Origin of the sequence: Methyloversatilis sp., assembly GCF_030698125.1 — a bacterium.
Lineage (GTDB): Bacteria > Pseudomonadota > Gammaproteobacteria > Burkholderiales > Rhodocyclaceae > Methyloversatilis.
Window position 1 is genome coordinate 35,702 of record NZ_JAUYNV010000010.1, and the last position, 16,222, is coordinate 51,923.

Annotated in this window: 13 protein-coding genes; 6 read left to right on the forward strand and 7 right to left on the reverse strand. The window is 66.5% G+C overall.

The genetic code is table 11. From position 1 onward, the window contains the following. Positions 1–42 precede the first annotated feature (42 nt). From dusB to hemF, 5 genes are all read left to right on the forward strand, one after another. Complete coding sequence (gene dusB / locus Q8Q80_RS04910; RefSeq protein WP_305631851.1) at positions 43–1,077, forward strand: tRNA dihydrouridine synthase DusB; 1,035 nt, start codon at positions 43–45, stop codon at positions 1,075–1,077. A 50-nt stretch (positions 1,078–1,127) separates the two neighbouring features. Further along, positions 1,128–1,364 carry a helix-turn-helix domain-containing protein gene (locus tag Q8Q80_RS04915; protein WP_257082114.1) on the forward strand — a complete coding sequence of 79 codons (237 nt, stop codon included), beginning with the start codon at positions 1,128–1,130 and terminating at the stop codon, positions 1,362–1,364. A gap of 57 nt (positions 1,365–1,421) precedes the next feature. Continuing rightward, positions 1,422–3,011 (forward strand): bifunctional phosphoribosylaminoimidazolecarboxamide formyltransferase/IMP cyclohydrolase, encoded by a 1,590-nt coding sequence (gene purH / locus Q8Q80_RS04920; RefSeq protein WP_305631852.1) that lies wholly within the window; start codon positions 1,422–1,424, stop codon positions 3,009–3,011. Positions 3,012–3,236: 225 nt separating this feature from the next. Next, complete coding sequence (purD, locus tag Q8Q80_RS04925; RefSeq protein WP_305631853.1) at positions 3,237–4,499, forward strand: phosphoribosylamine--glycine ligase; 1,263 nt, start codon at positions 3,237–3,239, stop codon at positions 4,497–4,499. Further along, positions 4,496–5,419, forward strand: a complete 924-nt coding sequence (gene hemF / locus Q8Q80_RS04930; protein ID WP_305631854.1) for an oxygen-dependent coproporphyrinogen oxidase — start codon at positions 4,496–4,498, stop codon at positions 5,417–5,419. The genes purD and hemF overlap by 4 nt, the downstream gene beginning before the upstream one ends. 540 nt (positions 5,420–5,959) lie before the next feature. Here hemF and Q8Q80_RS04935 read toward each other — a convergent pair. The 7 genes from Q8Q80_RS04935 to hemC all read right to left on the reverse strand — a co-directional run bounded on the left by Q8Q80_RS04935 (position 5,960) and on the right by hemC (position 12,950). Further along, complete coding sequence (locus Q8Q80_RS04935) at positions 5,960–6,625, reverse strand: OmpW family protein (RefSeq protein ID WP_305631855.1); 666 nt, start codon at positions 6,623–6,625, stop codon at positions 5,960–5,962. 80 nt (positions 6,626–6,705) lie between these two features. Further along, positions 6,706–7,755 carry a M48 family metallopeptidase gene (locus Q8Q80_RS04940; RefSeq protein WP_305631856.1) on the reverse strand — a complete coding sequence of 350 codons (1,050 nt, stop codon included), beginning with the start codon at positions 7,753–7,755 and terminating at the stop codon, positions 6,706–6,708. Beyond that, a complete protein-coding gene (locus tag Q8Q80_RS04945; RefSeq protein ID WP_305631857.1) occupies positions 7,736–8,803 on the reverse strand; it encodes a YjgN family protein in 1,068 nt (355 codons plus the stop codon). Before Q8Q80_RS04945 ends, Q8Q80_RS04940 begins: the two co-directional genes overlap by 20 nt. 52 nt (positions 8,804–8,855) lie before the next feature. Continuing rightward, on the reverse strand, positions 8,856–10,019 hold the full coding sequence (locus Q8Q80_RS04950) for a heme biosynthesis HemY N-terminal domain-containing protein (protein ID WP_305631858.1): 1,164 nt from the start codon (positions 10,017–10,019) through the stop codon (positions 8,856–8,858). Further along, positions 10,019–11,113 carry a uroporphyrinogen-III C-methyltransferase gene (locus Q8Q80_RS04955; RefSeq protein WP_305631859.1) on the reverse strand — a complete coding sequence of 365 codons (1,095 nt, stop codon included), beginning with the start codon at positions 11,111–11,113 and terminating at the stop codon, positions 10,019–10,021. Before Q8Q80_RS04955 ends, Q8Q80_RS04950 begins: the two co-directional genes overlap by 1 nt. Before the next feature lie 29 nt (positions 11,114–11,142). Continuing rightward, positions 11,143–11,946: a uroporphyrinogen-III synthase gene (locus Q8Q80_RS04960; protein WP_305631860.1), complete on the reverse strand. Its 804-nt coding sequence runs from the start codon at positions 11,944–11,946 to the stop codon at positions 11,143–11,145. After that, positions 11,943–12,950, reverse strand: a complete 1,008-nt coding sequence (gene hemC, locus Q8Q80_RS04965) for a hydroxymethylbilane synthase (protein ID WP_305631861.1) — start codon at positions 12,948–12,950, stop codon at positions 11,943–11,945. Before hemC ends, Q8Q80_RS04960 begins: the two co-directional genes overlap by 4 nt. A gap of 183 nt (positions 12,951–13,133) precedes the next feature. On the opposite strand from hemC, the gene ppc reads away from it, so the two are divergent. Continuing rightward, positions 13,134–15,917, forward strand: a complete 2,784-nt coding sequence (gene ppc / locus Q8Q80_RS04970) for a phosphoenolpyruvate carboxylase (protein ID WP_305631920.1) — start codon at positions 13,134–13,136, stop codon at positions 15,915–15,917. The last annotated feature ends 305 nt before the right edge of the window (positions 15,918–16,222 follow it).

Consider the following 16,222-nt stretch of genomic DNA (forward strand, 5'->3'; position numbering starts at 1 on the left):
TTAGAATCGCGCCCCTGTTCGTCTGCAATGCCCCCGCACCCCATGCACTTCGTTGGCTTCAACCTGCGAAACAATCTGTTCGTCGCCCCCATGGCCGGCGTGACCGACCGCCCTTTCCGCCAGCTGTGCAAGAAGCTGGGCGCCGGGCTGGCCGTGTCCGAAATGGTCACGTCGAACTCGCTGCTGTACGGCAGCGCCAAGACGCAGCGGCGCGCCAACCACGATGGCGAAGTGGCGCCGATTTCGGTGCAGATCGCCGGCGCCGATCCGAAGATGATGGGTGACGCGGCACGCCACAACGTTGATCGCGGCGCGCAGATCATCGACATCAACATGGGCTGTCCGGCCAAGAAGATCTGCAACGTGATGGCCGGCTCGGCGCTGATGCAGGACGAGCCGCTGGTCGAACGCATCCTCGAAGCCGTGGTGCGGGCGGTGCCCGACACCCCGGTCACGCTGAAGATGCGCACCGGCTGGAACCGCGACAACCGGAACGCACCGATGCTGGCGCGCGTGGCCGAACAGTGCGGCATCCGCGCACTGGCCATCCACGGCCGCACACGCGCCGACCAATACACCGGCCACGCCGAGTACGACACCATCCGCGCGGTCAAGGCCGCGGTGAACATTCCGGTGATCGCCAATGGCGACATCACGACGCCGCAGAAGGCGCGCGACGTGCTCGCCATCAGCGGCGCCGACGGCGTCATGGTCGGCCGCGCCGCACAGGGCCGGCCATGGATCTTCCGCGAGATCGAACATTTCCTGGCCACCGGCGAGCTGCTCGCGCCGCCGGAAGTGTCGGAAATCCATCGCGTGTGCCGCGAGCACATCGAAGATCTCTACGGGTTCTACGGCATCGAGTCCGGCGTGCGCATCGCACGCAAGCACATCTCCTGGTACACCAAGGGGCTGATCGGTTCAGCCGCCTTCCGCCATGCGATGAACCAGCTCGAAGGCACCGACCGGCAACTGACGGCAATCGACGAATTCTTCGGCCGCATGGCGGCCGACAACCACTGGTTAGCCTACGAGCCGGGCGCGCTGGACGAACACGCACAGGAACTGGCCGCCTGATCACTCTGCAGGGTGACGGAGCAAGGCCAGACCATCAGGGAGATGCCGCCATGAGCGGACGGAGTGATATTGCCGAGTGCATCCGCCATTCGCTGGAACGCTATTTCCAGGATCTGGATGGCGAAGCCGCAAGCGGCATCTATGACATGGTGCTCAGGCAGATGGAGCGGCCGATGCTTGAAGTGGTGATGCGCGAAGCCGAAGGCAACCAGACGCGCGCCGCCGACATGCTGGGCATGAACCGCAACACCCTGCGGCGCAAGCTGAACGATCACGGCATGATCTAGCGCATCCCGCGCCACCCCATCCCGCACAGCCTTCCCAACCCCCTTCCGGAAAAGCACATGAAGATACAGCGTGCATTGATCAGCGTGTCCGACAAGACCGGCATCGTTGAATTCGCCACCGCCCTGACCGGGCTCGGCGTCGAGTTGCTGTCCACCGGCGGCACGGCCGCGCTGCTGGCGAAAGCCGGTCTGAAGGTGACCGAGGTGGCCGAGCACACCGGCTTTCCGGAAATGCTCGATGGCCGCGTCAAGACGCTGCACCCGCGCATCCACGGCGGCCTGCTGGCACGGCGCGAGGTCGATGCGCACATGCAGGCGCTGCGCGAGCACGACATCCCGGTCATCGACCTGCTGGTGGTGAATCTCTATCCGTTCGAGGCGACGGTCGCCCAGGCTGGCTGCACGCTGGAAGACGCGATCGAAAACATCGACATCGGCGGCCCGGCCATGGTGCGCTCGGCGGCCAAGAACTGGCGCGGCGTCGGCGTGCTGACCGATGCCGGACAATACCCTTGCGTGCTCGAAGAGCTGCGCACTTCGGGCACCTTGTCCGAGACCACGCTGTTCGCGCTGTCGGTGGCGGCGTTCAACCGCATTTCGAATTACGACGCGGCGATCAGCGACTACCTGTCTTCGCTGAACCCCGATGGCACGCGCGCCGAATTTCCGGCGCAGTCCAATGGCCGCTTCGTCAAGGTGCAGGACCTGCGCTACGGCGAAAACCCGCACCAGCGCGCCGCTTTCTACCGCGACCTGTACCCGGCGCCCGGCTCGCTGGTCAGTGCGAAGCAGTTGCAGGGCAAGGAACTGTCGTACAACAACATCGCCGACAGCGACGCGGCGTGGGAATGCGTCAAGAGCTTCGACACCGGCGCCTGCGTCATCGTCAAGCACGCCAACCCCTGTGGCGTGGCACTCGGCACCTCCTCGCTCGAGGCCTACCGCAAGGCGCTCGCCACCGACCCGACGTCAGCCTTCGGCGGCATCATCGCATTCAACCGCCCGGTCGATGCTGCGACAGCCGAAGCGGTCAGCGGCCAGTTCGTCGAAGTGCTGATGGCCCCCGCATTCGAACCGGCCGCGCTGGCGGTGCTGGCGGCCAAGGCCAATGTGCGCGTGCTCGAGATTCCGCTCGACGGCGTCGACCCGAAAGGCGCATCCGCCTGGACGCGCGGCCGCAATTCGCATGACACGAAGCGCGTCGGCTCCGGTCTGTTGATCCAGACCGCGGACGAACCGGAATCGCTCGAAGGCCGGCTGAAGGTGGTCACGCAGCGCGCGCCGACCGGCGCGGAAATGGCCGACCTCACCTTTGCATGGCGCGTGGCGATGTACGTGAAGTCCAATGCCATCGTGTATTGCCGCAACGGGGCGACAGTCGGTGTCGGCGCCGGACAGATGAGCCGCGTTGATTCGACACGCATCGCCCGCATCAAGGCGGAGAACGCCGGCCTGACGATCGCCGGTTCGGTGGTGGCGTCGGACGCCTTCTTCCCGTTCCGGGACGGCGTGGACGTGCTGGCTGAAGCCGGTGCGAAGGCCATCATCCAGCCCGGCGGCAGCATGCGCGACGAAGAGGTGATCGCGGCGGCGAACGAACACGGCCTGGCCATGGTGTTCACCGGCACGAGACACTTCAGGCACTGAGATGAATGCCCCCACGCTCACTCCGTTCGCTCGGGAGGGGCGGCTTTGCACAGCCGCCCCGTTCAGCCGGCGCAGCACATGCGCTGCGCAACCCCGGCTTCACCCCCACCGAGGGGGCTGCGCCGCCCTTGGGGCGGCCCGGCGGGCGGCGCGCCGGGCCACGGAAAACAGATATGCCACGATTTCCGGCCGCAGGTCGGCATACGCACTGAAGAAGGACGCATCATGAAGCTGCTGGTCATCGGTTCAGGCGGACGCGAACACGCGATAGCCTGGAAGCTGTCGCAAAGTCCGCGCGTACAGAAAGTGTATGTCGCGCCCGGCAATGCCGGCACGGCGCTCGAGCCCGGTCTGGAAAATCTGCCGATCACCGATTTCACCGAGCTGATCAACTTCGTCGAAGGTGAAAACATCGCCTTCACCGTGGTCGGCCCGGAAGCGGCACTGGCCGCCGGCGTGGTCGATTGCTTCCGGGTGCGCGGTCTGAAGATTTTCGGCCCGACCCGCAAGGCGGCCCAGCTCGAAAGCTCGAAGGACTTCGCCAAGCAGTTCATGGTACGCAGCAACATTCCGACCGCGCGCCATGAAACCTTTAGCGACGCGGCCGCCGCGCATGCCTATGTCGATGAGATGGGCGCGCCCATCGTCATCAAGGCAGACGGCCTGGCTGCCGGCAAGGGCGTCGTGGTGGCGATGACACTGACCGAGGCGCACGGCGCCATCGGCATGATGCTCGCCGACAATGAAAGCGGCCGGGCGCGTGTCGTGATCGAGGAATTCCTGCAAGGGGAGGAAGCGAGCTTCATCGCCATGTGCGACGGTGTGACGGCACTGCCGCTGGCCACCAGCCAGGACCACAAGCGTCTGCTCGACGGCGATGCCGGCCCGAACACCGGCGGCATGGGTGCCTATTCCCCTGCTCCGGTGGTGACGCCGGAAATCCACGCCCGCGTGATGCGCGAGGTGATCCAGCCGGTGTTGACCGGCATGGCGCTGGATGGACTGCCTTTCACCGGCTTCCTGTATGCCGGCCTGATGATTTCTCCGGAAGGAGACGTCAAGGTGCTCGAATTCAACTGTCGCATGGGCGACCCGGAAACCCAGCCCATCATGATGCGGCTGAAGACCGACCTGGTTGATCTGATGGAAGCCGCACTGGAAAACCGCCTGTCCGAAGCGCACACCGACTGGGACCGCCGCGTCGCCCTCGGTGTGGTCATGGCCTCGGCCGGTTATCCGGATACGCCGCGCAAGGGTGACGCCATCGGCGGCCTGCCGCCAGACACGGCGGAAAGCCATGTCTTCCACGCGGGTACGGCTGCGCAGGACGGTCAGATCGTGACCGCCGGCGGGCGTGTGCTGTGCGTGACCGCGCTGGGCGACACGGTGAAGCAGGCGCAGCGTGCCGCCTACCTGCTGTGCGACAAGGTGCAGTTCGCCGGCATGCAGTTCCGCCGCGACATCGGCTACCGGGCGGCACGGCGGTGAGCGCGCGCGCAGAGGGGGTACGCGGCTGGCTGCTCGGTCTGCAGGACCGCATCATCGACGGTCTGCAGGCGGCGGATGGCAAGACCTTCATCACCGACAGCTGGGTACGCGGTCCGGAAGAGCACCTGCAGGGCGACGGGCGCACACGGCTGGTCGAAGAAGGCAATGTATTCGAGCGCGGCGGCTGCAATTTCTCGCACGTGCGCGGCCCCAGCCTGCCGCCGTCGGCCTCGGCCAACCGGCCGGAACTGGCCGGCGCCTCGTTCGAGGCGATGGGCGTGTCGCTGGTGCTGCACCCGCGCAACCCCTACATCCCGACGGTGCACCTGAACGTGCGCTTCTTCACCGCGCAGCCGCCATCCGGCGATGCGGTGTCCTGGTTCGGCGGCGGCATGGACCTCACGCCCTACTATGGCTTCGAAGAAGACGCCACGCACTTCCACCGCACCTGCCGCGACGCACTGGCCCCGTTCGGCGCCGACACCCACGCGCGCTACAAACAATGGTGCGATGAGTACTTCCACCTGAAGCACCGCAAGGAAGCACGCGGCATCGGCGGGGTGTTCTTCGATGACCTCGGTGCCGACGGCGAAGTCAGCTTCGACCACGGCTGGGGTGTGACGCAAGCGGTCGGCGATGCTTTCCTCGCCGCCTATCTGCCCATCGTCGAGCGCCGGCGAGCGCTGCAGTACGGCGAACGCGAGCGCGACTTCCAGGCCTATCGGCGCGGCCGCTATGTCGAATTCAACCTCGTCTTCGACCGCGGCACGCTATTCGGCCTGCAGTCGGGCGGCCGCACCGAATCCATCCTGATGTCGATGCCGCCGATCGTGAAGTGGCGCTACGACTGGCACCCGGAACCGGGCTCGCCGGAAGCAAAGCTCTACACCGACTTCCTGCCCCCGAGGGAATGGGTGTAGCGGGTGTTTCGCGAAGCACTGCTTCGCGCCCGCGGAACCGGGCCGCTGTGCAAAGCGGCCCGTGGCTGTAGCGGGGGGTGAGGCAGGGGTTTCGCAGCGCACGCGCTGCGCCTGCCGAACGGGCTGGCTGTACAAAGCCAGCCTCCGTTCAACAAGCAAATTCGGCAAGCACCGCTTCCGGCCCGGCGTTGGGCATCGCTGCGCTCACCCCAACCTACGAAGTGCGGCAAGTAGGTTGGGGTGAGCGCAGCGATGCCCAACACCCGCCGCAATGAAAACCGCAACCCATGAAAACGCCGCCCATGCCGGCGGATGCGCGGCGCGATCGTTTCGGAAGCGGATCGTGCGTCCGTTCGCGGCTTTCACCGCTTCCCACAGCTCGGCGTCACAGCGGGTCGCGCACCGACCCGCCGAATCACGGCGGCCGGACACAATAAAAAAGGGCACCCAGAGGGTGCCCGAACCGGGACTACAGGAAGAACCTGTGGCCTGCCCGCCGGCATCAGGCTTGTGGCCCTCAACCGGCGAACCCGCACTCAATCAGAAGCGATAGCCGATACCGACAGAAACCAGCAGCGGATCAATATCCAGCTTGCTCACCTTCTGGCCTTGCAAGGCAACTGCATCGTTCCTGACATGGATGTCGGTACTGATGGTCACGTACTTCACATCGACGTTGAAGAACCACTTGTCCGCGAGCTTGTAGTCCGCACCGACCTGAAGCGCCCAGCCGAAGCTGCTGCGGTCGATGCGCAGCGGCAACCCTGTCGTTCCGGCAAGCGCGAGATTCGCATCCAGATCAACGCTGCTGAAACGTGTGTAATTGATGCCCGCACCGACATAGGGACGAATCGTACCTTCCGGATTGAAGTGGTACTGCAGCGTGAGCGTCGGCGGCAGGTGCTTGACCGAACCGATCTTGCCAAGGCCATCCAGATCGATGTCATGCTTTTGCGGGTAAGTCAGGATCAGTTCGGCAGCGATGTTCTTCGTGAAGAAGTAGCTGATGTCGATTTCCGGGAACACCTTGCTCTCGGCTTCGACATCGGGAACGGCGCCAGCGCCGACCAGTCCGCCGCCATTGCCGTTGTGCGGGTTCATGTGCAGTACTCGTGCGCGCACCATCCAGTTTCCTTCTTCGGCCGCTTGCGCAACGCCAGCCACGGCAGTCAGCGCCGCCACACCCACCCACTTGATCGCCTTCATTTTTGTTACTCCCGAGAACTAGAAACCGAATTTGGTGACGGAAGTATCCTGAAGACGACATAACCCTACGTTGACCAAGGTCAATCGGCAGCGAACTCCGTGGAACGCAGCCGCGTGATGCGTTCGGCCGTATCCGGATGACTGGACAACCAGCCCATCGGTCCGGAACGGCTCGCCGCGCCCTCTCCATGCGCGGCGGCCAGCTTCTCCAGCATGCCGGCCAGCAATCCGGCTGACTGTCCGCGGGCACGCAGCAGCTTCACGGCAAAGTCGTCGGCCTCGCGCTCCATGTCGCGCGAATAGCCGGCCTGGACCAGCGCAGCCGGCGCACCTGCCAGCAGACTGCTGATGTCGCCCAGATACCAGGCCATGAACAGTGCGGTCGCCGAGCCCTGCAGCAGCATGCGCACGCCGTGGCGCTGCTGCACATGCCCCAGTTCGTGCGTCAGCACGGCCAGCACCGGCGCGTCAGCCCCGGCCAGCGCCACCAGTTCGTCGGTCACGATGAGCGTACCGTCGGGCAGCGCAAAGGCATTTGCGCCCAGTTGCCCGCCGCTGCGGAACAGCAGCGTGTGCACGATGGGCTGACCATCGATCGACGCCACCGACGAGAGCGCCTCGCGCAGCGCCTGCTGGCGCGCCGCTGGCAAGGCCGTCGGGCGGGTCAGCGCCTGGTCCAGCCATTCAAGTGTGCGTTCCGACAGCACGGTCATCGCACTGTCGGGCACCAGCGGCGCGGTGATGCGGGCTGCCCAGGGCAGTCCGTACTGCATGATGAGCCAGACCGACAGCAGCAACGCCGACAGCATGATCACCACCATGCGCGGCTCGAATGCCCAGCGCACGACCGCCGCATCGCGATGGCCGGTCGCAGCGAGCAGGGCCGCCAGCGCGGCGTGGTCGCGCACTTCCAGATGGGCGCCGTCGGCAAAGCTGATCAGGCGTGCGGCATCGCCCATCGGCTCGGACACGCGCAGTGCGCCCAGCGGCTCGCTGCGCGACACGTCGTCACCTTCGACATGCAGCACGCCGTCGGTCACGCCCAGCGTGACGATGTGCGCCCGCGCACTGCGGCCGTCGAAATACAGCGCAGCGACGGCGGTCACCGGATCAGAGGGCGATGTCGACATCGAACAGGTCCGCTGCCTCTTCGCCGGTGGCGGCGGCATCCTGCGCCTGGCCGGCGATGAAATCATCGAGCGGGCCGGCACACAGCATCGTGACGCTCTGCAGCCGGTAGCGCGCCAGGCGAATGGCCGCAAATGGCATGAACAGACCCAGCGTACCTATCACGCCGATCAGGTTGGTCAGCATGATCCAATACAGCCGGCGCGCGCTGACACTTGATTCGAAGCGGTGACCGTCGAGCTGCATGTGGTTCCAGACCAGATTCTGCAGGCGCGCCGACAGATAGGGCTGGACGAACAGCAGCAGCAGGATGAACAGCAGCGGCGCCAGCCCGAATACCGCCCGATTGCCGTCGGCCAGCGACCCGAGCAGCGCACCGATGGCCGCCATGCCAAGCAGCACGACGGCGATCGCCGCGCCGTAGATGCGGTAGTAGGCGCCGACCGGCGCGTCGATGGCGAACTGCGCACTGCCGAAGCGCGCATGGTTGAACTGGTAGGCCTTCATGCGCTGGTGCCACATCGGCCCCAGCAGGTACAGCGTCAGCACAGTGAAGATCGGCCACTTCAGGAACACCGAATAGGCGCCGCCGGTGCCGCCGTCGAAACCGAAACGCAGGCCGCGCCAGCTGGAGTAACGCGCGCGGAAGCGCAGCGAACGCATCAGGAGCACAGGCATGACGGCCGCCAGCGCAACCGCCACGGCGATACCCGCAATCATCGAGAACTGGAACGACACGTTGTAGGCCAGCAGCAGCATGAAGCCGATGACCCGGCCCTTGAGGATGGCGCGCGGGTCGCCGTGGTAATCGAAGGCCGCGCCGCCAAGCGTCGTGTGGCGGTAGAAATACTGCAGCCGCCTGACCTTGGCCCAGGCCGAATAGATGCCGAGCGTGAGCAGCGTCAGCACCAGATTGACGATCCAGATGCCGAAGTATTCGCCACCGCGTCCGGAAAACGTGATCGGCTCGCGCTGCAGCGCCGGCGAGCCGGCTGCGAAGGGGTTGCCGCCGGCCGCTTCGGCCGGGGCGTGTTCAAACGGGTTGTCCATGATGGATGGGCAGTAGTCAGAATGACCGCATCATGCCAGATGGCATGCCGGTTCAACCCATCAGCGCGGCCGAGCGGAAATGACTGCGTGCATCTTCGCCGCGGTCGAGGTGTTCGTACAGCAGCGCCAGTTCGACATGCACGCCACGCGTCGGCTGTACGGCCAGGGCCGCTTCGAGATAGCTCTGTGCCTTGCCCCACAGCTGCTGGGTACGGCACAGCCGGCCCAGCGCGAGCAACAGGCCGGCGTCCCCCGGATGCACGCGCAACCAGGCTTCGGCGCGACCGATGCGGGCCTGCACATCGCTGCCGTCGGTTTCGGCGTACAGCACGACCAGTGCGGAATCCCATTCGCGGTCGAGCTGCGCCTCGATCAGCTTGCGCGCCTGCGCGTGCTGACCATCGGCGATCAGCGCTTCGCACATGGCGCGTACCACCTGCGCATCCTCCCGCTCGAGCGCCGGCAGTTCGCGCCAGTAGGCATCGAGCTCGGACGGATCGGCCTCACGCAGCGCGCCCATGTGCGCCTGACGGCGCACCGGCGCGGCCTGCTCCGGCGTCAGCGCACGATGCTTCTGCAGCAGGCGTACCACCCGCAGCAGACCGACCCAGTCGCCCAGCCCGCGGCGCGCGCGCATCGCCAGCCGCAGCGCCGCCACGTGGCGCTGACCGCCGGACTGCAGCGCGTCGATACGGGTGAGCGCGTCGGCGAAATCGCGTCGGTCGGTCAGGATGCCCGCTTCGGTCATCAGCCGGGCGGTGCGCAGATCTTCATGCTGCGACGCCTGGGCCAGCCAGTCGTCGACCTGGTCCGACTCGCGCATTTCATGCGCCGCGCGGGCGCCGATCAAGGCAGCCAGTCCGGGTGACTCCCCGCCTTCGACCGCCACCTTGGCACTGCGCTGCGCCTGGCCGTAGCGCCCTTCGAAATACAGCCGAGCCGAATCGCGCAGCGCGGTGACCGCGCGCTGGCGCCGCTGACGCAGGCGGTAGCGACGCGCGCGCGCCGGCATGCGTAGCAAGGCATCGATGAAATGGAACAGGCTGTACAACGCGGCGACGCCAAGCAGCAGCACGACGATGAAGAAATTCAGCGACATCTCGATGCGCCAGGGCGACCACTGCAGCAGCACGAAGCCGTCGTTCTCGCGTGCCGCGATCACCAGGCCGACCGCCAGCACGCACAGGCCAAGCAGCCAGAGCAGCAGGCGCACCATCAGTTCGCCCCCTCGCGCACGACCGGCACGCGCTGGCGGCTGGCCTTCAGCTGCGCCAGCGCGCTCATCGATTCGTTCAGGTCAGGCAGCGCCTCGCCGGGATCGACCATGCCGAGCTGGCGCAATGTGTTCAATGCGTTTTCGGTGGCGCGCGCGCGGGTGTCGAAATAGCGTTCCACCCACTCGCCGGCCTGCCGGATGTCTTCGCGCCAGATTGCGCCATTGCGCTGCAGCAGCGCGATACGCGCATTGACCAGGCGAAGTTTCAGGTTCTCGCGCAGGAAAAAGCTGTGCGACGGCGCCAGCAGCACCGGATCCGGGCGATCCAGCCGCTCGATCCGCACCAGCTGGCGGAACTCGCCCCAGATGCCCTGCAACAATCGGGCGACAATGGTCTGGTCGGCAGCGGCAGCGGCAGCGGCAGCGGCCGGCGGCGGAGGTGGTTCCGACGGCGAACGCTCGAACGCCAGCGGCAGCGTGTCGATGGCCCCCAGCAAGGTGTCGATGCGCAGCGCCTGTCCGGCCAGATCGGCCATCGGCGCGCGCCGCAGGCGCTCCATGTCATTGGCCATGGCGCGCCGCAGAGGTAGATAGCGGCCGGTATCACTTCGCGCCAGCTGGGCTTCGGCATTGGACAGCGCCTTGAGCGCCAGTTTGGCGTCGCCCGCCAGCAGCAGCTGCTGCTGGCCGAGCACCAGCGCATGCTCGACCTCGGCCAGCGCGCGCTCGTCATAGGTGCGCACAAGATCGTCCGCCAGAAATTCGTACGCTTCGATGCGCGAGCGCAATTCCGACAGCTGCACTTCGTGGCTGCCCAGTCTCTCGCCATTGCTGGCGATACCTTCCGCGCCCTGTTCGTTCGCTCGGCTCGCTTCAACCGCCTGGGCGCCCACCGCCGCCACCCGCCTGTTCAGTTCGGCTTCGAGCACGCGCATGCGCTGCACCATGAAGAAGCTGAGCAGGCCGAAGATGATCAGCACGAACACAACAACCGGCAGCAGCCAGCCTGGCAGGCGGGTTTCACGCGCCGCACGCACATCGGGTGCGGTTTCGGGTGCGGCGTCGGTCCTGCCAGCACTGGCTACGGGCGGCATCGGTGCGGCGGAATTCGGGGAGGGGTCTGTCATGTCGGTCCGGTCGAGGCGTACTGCGAAAAATAGTCGGTCAGGCCGGCCATCAGGCCGGCGTCGCTGGCGGCAGTTTCGATCACGCGCGTAAAACCCTGTGCCACTGCCTCTTCCGCGATGCGCGCATGCGGCACGAACAGCGGCAGGCCGCACAGCCGCTCGAAACAATCCGGTGTCGCGAGCGCGCGCAGATTTCGCACCGATTCGGACGAGGTCAGCGTCAATGCATGCAGCGAGCCGGCCATCACCGCTTCGCGCAGCAAGGCGGCACCTTCGGTCGGCGCACGTCGACGGTAACAGGTGACGTGGTCAACGATTGCACCGCGTTCACGCAGCGTGTCGCCAAGCAGTTCGCGACCGCCGTCGCCGCGGAAGATCAGTACATGGCGACCGGCCAGCGCGGCGGCAGACAGTTCCGGCAACGCCAGCAGCGCCTCGGAATCGGAACGGCCGTGCGGCACGACGACCCGCGTCACGCCGCGCGCCCGCAGCGCCTGCGCCGACTGCTCGCCCACGGTGGCAGCGGGCAGCGCCGCCGGCCAGGGGTGCAGCGGCAGCATCACGTCCAGCGCATGCGCCACCGCGTTTGCGCTGACGAAGATGGCCAGCGCGAGCGAGTCGAGCAGGCCGGCGGCATCGGCCACCGCGCGCTTGTCGTCAAGCGGCTCGATGTCGATCAGCGGCAGCAGCAGCGGCTCGCCGCCAGCCGTGCGGATCGCCTCGCCCAGCGCGGCTGCCTGGGCGCGCGGGCGGGTGACCAGCACACGGCGTCCGGCCAGCGCGCTGACTGCCCCGGTCATCGGGTGTCCAGGGCGTCGAGGATGTCCTGCGCACCGTCGGCACGCAGCAGTGCCACGCATTCGGCAGCCAGTTCGTCCGGCTGGGCGATGTTGCCGCGCACTTCGGCGGCGGCGATGCGCGTGCCATCCGGCAGCGCGACCCGGGCGCGCAGCCACAAGGCGCCGCCATCGACCACGCAATAGGCGGCCAGCGGCACTTCGCAGGAACCGGCCAGTGCGCGCGACACCGACCGTTCGGCGCGCACGCAGGCCTGAGACGGCCCGCACACCAGCGGCGCCAGCCAGGCCGCCACCTCCGGTCGTGATGACAGTGCCTCAATGCCAAGCGCGCCCTGCCCGGCTGCCGGCAGCGACAGTTCGACCGGAATGGTCGCGCGGATGCGACCACCGAGGCCGAGCCGCTTCAGGCCGGCGGCGGCGAGAATGATCGCGTCGTACTGGCCTTCGTCAAGCTTGCGCAGCCGGGTATCGAGATTGCCGCGCAGGCTGGTCACGGCGAGATATGGAAAGTGGGCACGCAGCTGCGCTTCGCGGCGCAGGCTGGAGGTACCGACCACGGCGCCCGGGGGCAGCTCGTCGAGACTGGCGTAGCGCGACGACACGAAGGCATCCTGCGGCGTTTCGCGCTCCAGCGTGGCCACCAGCGCGAATTCGCCGGCCAGCGTCATCGGCACGTCCTTCATCGAATGCACGGCCAGATCGGCGCGACCTTCAAGCAGCGCGGCTTCAAGCTCCTTGACGAACAGCCCCTTGCCGCCGACCTTGGCCAGCGGACGGTCAAGAATCTGGTCGCCGCGGGTGGTCATGCCCAGTATGTCGACCCGGGTGCCGGGGTACAGGGCGGACAATCTGTCACGCACGTGTTCCGCCTGCCACATCGCGAGCCGCGATTCGCGTGATGCAATCACGATACGCGCGGGCTTCGGGTAAGCTTGGGTTTCATGCTGCGGGACGGGATTCGACAGATCCGAAATCACGTTCTCCAGGCCGGCCGGGTAGTCCATGAGGGATAAGGGGGCGTGAGGTGAACACACCGCGCGCCAGCGTGATCAGGAGCCCCACCGGCTCCTGCAGACAGCGCGCGAAACGGCCTCGGATTCTAGCAGCCCTGAATGGAACGCACTGCCCCGCCAATGCAGGCTGGCAGCGTCATTCCCGACCTGACCGATCTTCTGGAAGGATTGCACGTGAATCAACAGGCCCAGACGCCCGTTGCGACGCATGAACGCGCCGCACACGACAAGGACCAGCCGCTGTTCGACGACATCCGACTGCTCGGCCGCATGCTGGGCGACGTGGTACGCGAACAGGAAGGCAGCCGCATGTTCGAAATCATCGAGAACGTGCGCCAGCTGTGCGTGCGCTTCCGCCGCGATGACGACCTGGAAGCGCGCGCAGAACTGGCCAAGCTGCTGAACGGATTGAGCGACGACGACACCATCATCGTGGTGCGCGCCTTCAGCTACTTCCTGCATCTGGCCAATATCGCAGAGGACCAGCACCACATACGGCGCGCACGCGCGCACGCCATCGCCGGCGACGCGCCACGTCCGGGCACGCTGGCCAATGCGCTGGGCAAGGCGCTTGACGCCAAGGTACCGGCGGAAGAAATTCTTGGCTTCTTCCGCGACGCGCTTGTCGTGCCAGTGCTGACCGCCCACCCGACCGAGGTGCAGCGCAAGAGCATCCTCAGCCAGGAAATGAAGATCGCGCGGCTGATCGACGAGCGCGACCGCACCCGCCTGACCCCTGACGAGCTGGCCGACCACGACGAAGCGGTGCGGCGCACGATCACTTCGCTGTGGCAGACCCGCATGCTGCGTCGCACGCGCCTGTCGGTCGCCGACGAGGTGATCAACGGGCTGTCCTTCTATGACTACACTTTCCTGCGCGAACTGCCGCGCGTCTACAACGCGGTCGAAGACCAGCTCGAAGCGGCCTTCCCGGAGCACAAGCGCGACATCGGCAGCTTCCTGCGCATGGGTTCGTGGATCGGCGGCGACCGCGACGGCAATCCGTTCGTCACGGCCGACGTGCTGCGCTCGACGCTGCGCGTGCAGTCGGCCCGCGCGCTGGACTACTACCTGACACAGGTGCACATCCTCGACACCGACCTGTGTTCGACGATGATGCTGAACAATGTCAGCGACGAACTGCGCGTACTCGCCGCCACCGCGCCGGACAAGTCGCCGCACCGCGAGGACGAGCTGTACCGGCGCGCGCTGGCCGGCATCTACGCCCGGCTGGCCGCCACCGCCCGCACGCTCGATCAGCACGAGGCGCTGTGGAAGGCGGTCGGCGACGCCGACCCCTATCGCAACGCCGCCGAATTCGTGCGCGACCTCGACGTGATCCACGACTCGCTGATCGGCCACAAGTCGCGACTGATCGCGCGCGGCCGGCTGCGCCGCCTGCGCCACGCGGCACGCGTATTCGGCTTCCACCTTGCCGCGCTCGACCTGCGCCAGAACTCCGATGTGCACGAGCGGGTGATCGCCGAGCTTTTGGCCCGGGCGCATGTGTGCAACAACTATCTCGAACTGCGCGAAGAGCAGCGCATCGAAATACTGATCAACGAGCTGGGCACGCCGCGGCCACTGACGTCGAGCTTCATGCAGTTTTCCGAAGAAACCGAGGGCGAACTGGCGATCGCCCGCACGGCGGCTCAGATGCACGCGCTGTACGGCCCCGAAGCACTGCCCAACTACATCATTTCCAAGGCCGACGGCGTATCGGACATGCTGGAGGTGGCGCTGATCCTGAAGGAAGTCGGGCTGCTGAACGTGCATGAGCGGCGCGCCGCGATGAACATCATTCCGCTGTTCGAAACCATCGGCGATCTGCGCAATGCACCGCGCGTGATGGACCGCATCTTCACCATCCCGATCTGGCGCGTGCTGCTCGATGCCCGCTCGACGACGCAGGAAGTGATGCTGGGCTATTCCGATTCGAACAAGGACGGCGGCTTCCTGACTTCGGGCTGGGAGCTGTACAAGGCGGAAACCCGGCTGGTGCAGGTGTTCAAGCGGCACGGCGTGCGGCTGCGTCTGTTCCATGGCCGCGGAGGTTCGGTCGGTCGTGGCGGCGGCCCGAGCTTCCAGGCCATCCTCGCGCAGCCGGCCGGCGCGGTGCAGGGCCAGATCAGGGTCACCGAACAGGGCGAGGTGATCGCGTCGAAGTATTCGAATCCCGATGTCGGCCGTCGCAATCTGGAAGTGCTGGCCGCCGCCACCTTCGAGGCGACGCTGCTGGGCAAGCGCGAAGGCGATGCGCCGCCGGAATTCACCGACGCGATGGAAGAGCTGTCCGGCTATGCCTTCAAGGCCTACCGCAATCTGGTCTATGAAACCGAAGGCTTCGAGAAGTACTTCTGGGAGTCGACGGTCATTTCGGAAATCGCCGAGCTGAATATCGGCTCGCGCCCGGCCTCGCGCAAGAAGGGCCAGAAGATCGAGGACCTGCGCGCGATTCCATGGGTGTTTTCGTGGTCACAGTGCCGCCTCATGCTGCCGGGCTGGTACGGCTTCGGCACCGCGGTGAACGAATATCGCGCCAAGCACGCCGACGGTCTGGCGCGGCTGCAGGCCATCGTGCACGAGTGGCCGTTCTTCGCGACGCTGATTTCCAATATCGACATGGTGCTGTCGAAGACCGACATCGCGATCGCCAGCCGCTACGCCGAGCTGGTCGAGGACGAGGCGCTGCGCAGCGCGATCTTCTCGCGCATCCGCGCGGAATGGCAGTCCACGCTGGAGGCGGTGAGCCAGATCACCGGCGCGCCGGAACTGCTGTCCACCAATCCGCTGCTCGCCCGCTCGATTCGCAACCGCTTCCCCTACATGGAGCCGCTGAACCACCTGCAGGTCGAACTGCTGCGCCGTTTCCGCAGCGGCAACCGCCACGAACGCACCCGTCGGTCCATCCACCTCACCATCAACGGCGTGGCTGCGGCGCTGCGCAACAGCGGGTAATTCGGCAAGGGGGTGCGTGCGACGAGTGCTGCCCCCCACACCCCGCTCAGCCTGCGCCTGCGCCGCCACAGCCACCATACAACGCAAAATTTTTCTGTCGGAGTGGCGTCGTGTGTGAGCGGCGTTCCCGCCGCGATCAGTGCCGCGATGGTCACCGTGCAAAGTGCGTATCGCGGCGGGGGCGGAGCGGGGGTTTCGGCGAGCACTGCTCGCCGCCCGCAGAGCCGGCCGGCCATGCAGGGCCGGCAGTGGATCGCCGCTCCCACAAAAATCTCACTTCTCGCGGCTCCGACGCGTGCCGATGC

Excerpts from the sequence above, each read along its gene's own strand:
- dusB (WP_305631851.1), top strand. The coding sequence starts at position 43 with ATGCACTTCGTTGGCTTCAACCTGCGAAACAATCTGTTCGTCGCCCCC.
- Q8Q80_RS04915 (WP_257082114.1), top strand. The coding sequence starts at position 1,128 with ATGAGCGGACGGAGTGATATTGCCGAGTGCATCCGCCATTCGCTGGAA.
- purH (WP_305631852.1), top strand. The coding sequence starts at position 1,422 with ATGAAGATACAGCGTGCATTGATCAGCGTGTCCGACAAGACCGGCATC.
- purD (WP_305631853.1), top strand. The coding sequence starts at position 3,237 with ATGAAGCTGCTGGTCATCGGTTCAGGCGGACGCGAACACGCGATAGCC.
- Q8Q80_RS04935 (WP_305631855.1), bottom strand. The coding sequence starts at position 6,625 with ATGAAGGCGATCAAGTGGGTGGGTGTGGCGGCGCTGACTGCCGTGGCT.
- Q8Q80_RS04940 (WP_305631856.1), bottom strand. The coding sequence starts at position 7,755 with ATGTCGACATCGCCCTCTGATCCGGTGACCGCCGTCGCTGCGCTGTAT.
- Q8Q80_RS04945 (WP_305631857.1), bottom strand. The coding sequence starts at position 8,803 with ATGGACAACCCGTTTGAACACGCCCCGGCCGAAGCGGCCGGCGGCAAC.
- Q8Q80_RS04950 (WP_305631858.1), bottom strand. The coding sequence starts at position 10,019 with ATGGTGCGCCTGCTGCTCTGGCTGCTTGGCCTGTGCGTGCTGGCGGTC.
- Q8Q80_RS04955 (WP_305631859.1), bottom strand. The coding sequence starts at position 11,113 with ATGCCGCCCGTAGCCAGTGCTGGCAGGACCGACGCCGCACCCGAAACC.
- Q8Q80_RS04960 (WP_305631860.1), bottom strand. The coding sequence starts at position 11,946 with ATGACCGGGGCAGTCAGCGCGCTGGCCGGACGCCGTGTGCTGGTCACC.
- hemC (WP_305631861.1), bottom strand. The coding sequence starts at position 12,950 with ATGGACTACCCGGCCGGCCTGGAGAACGTGATTTCGGATCTGTCGAAT.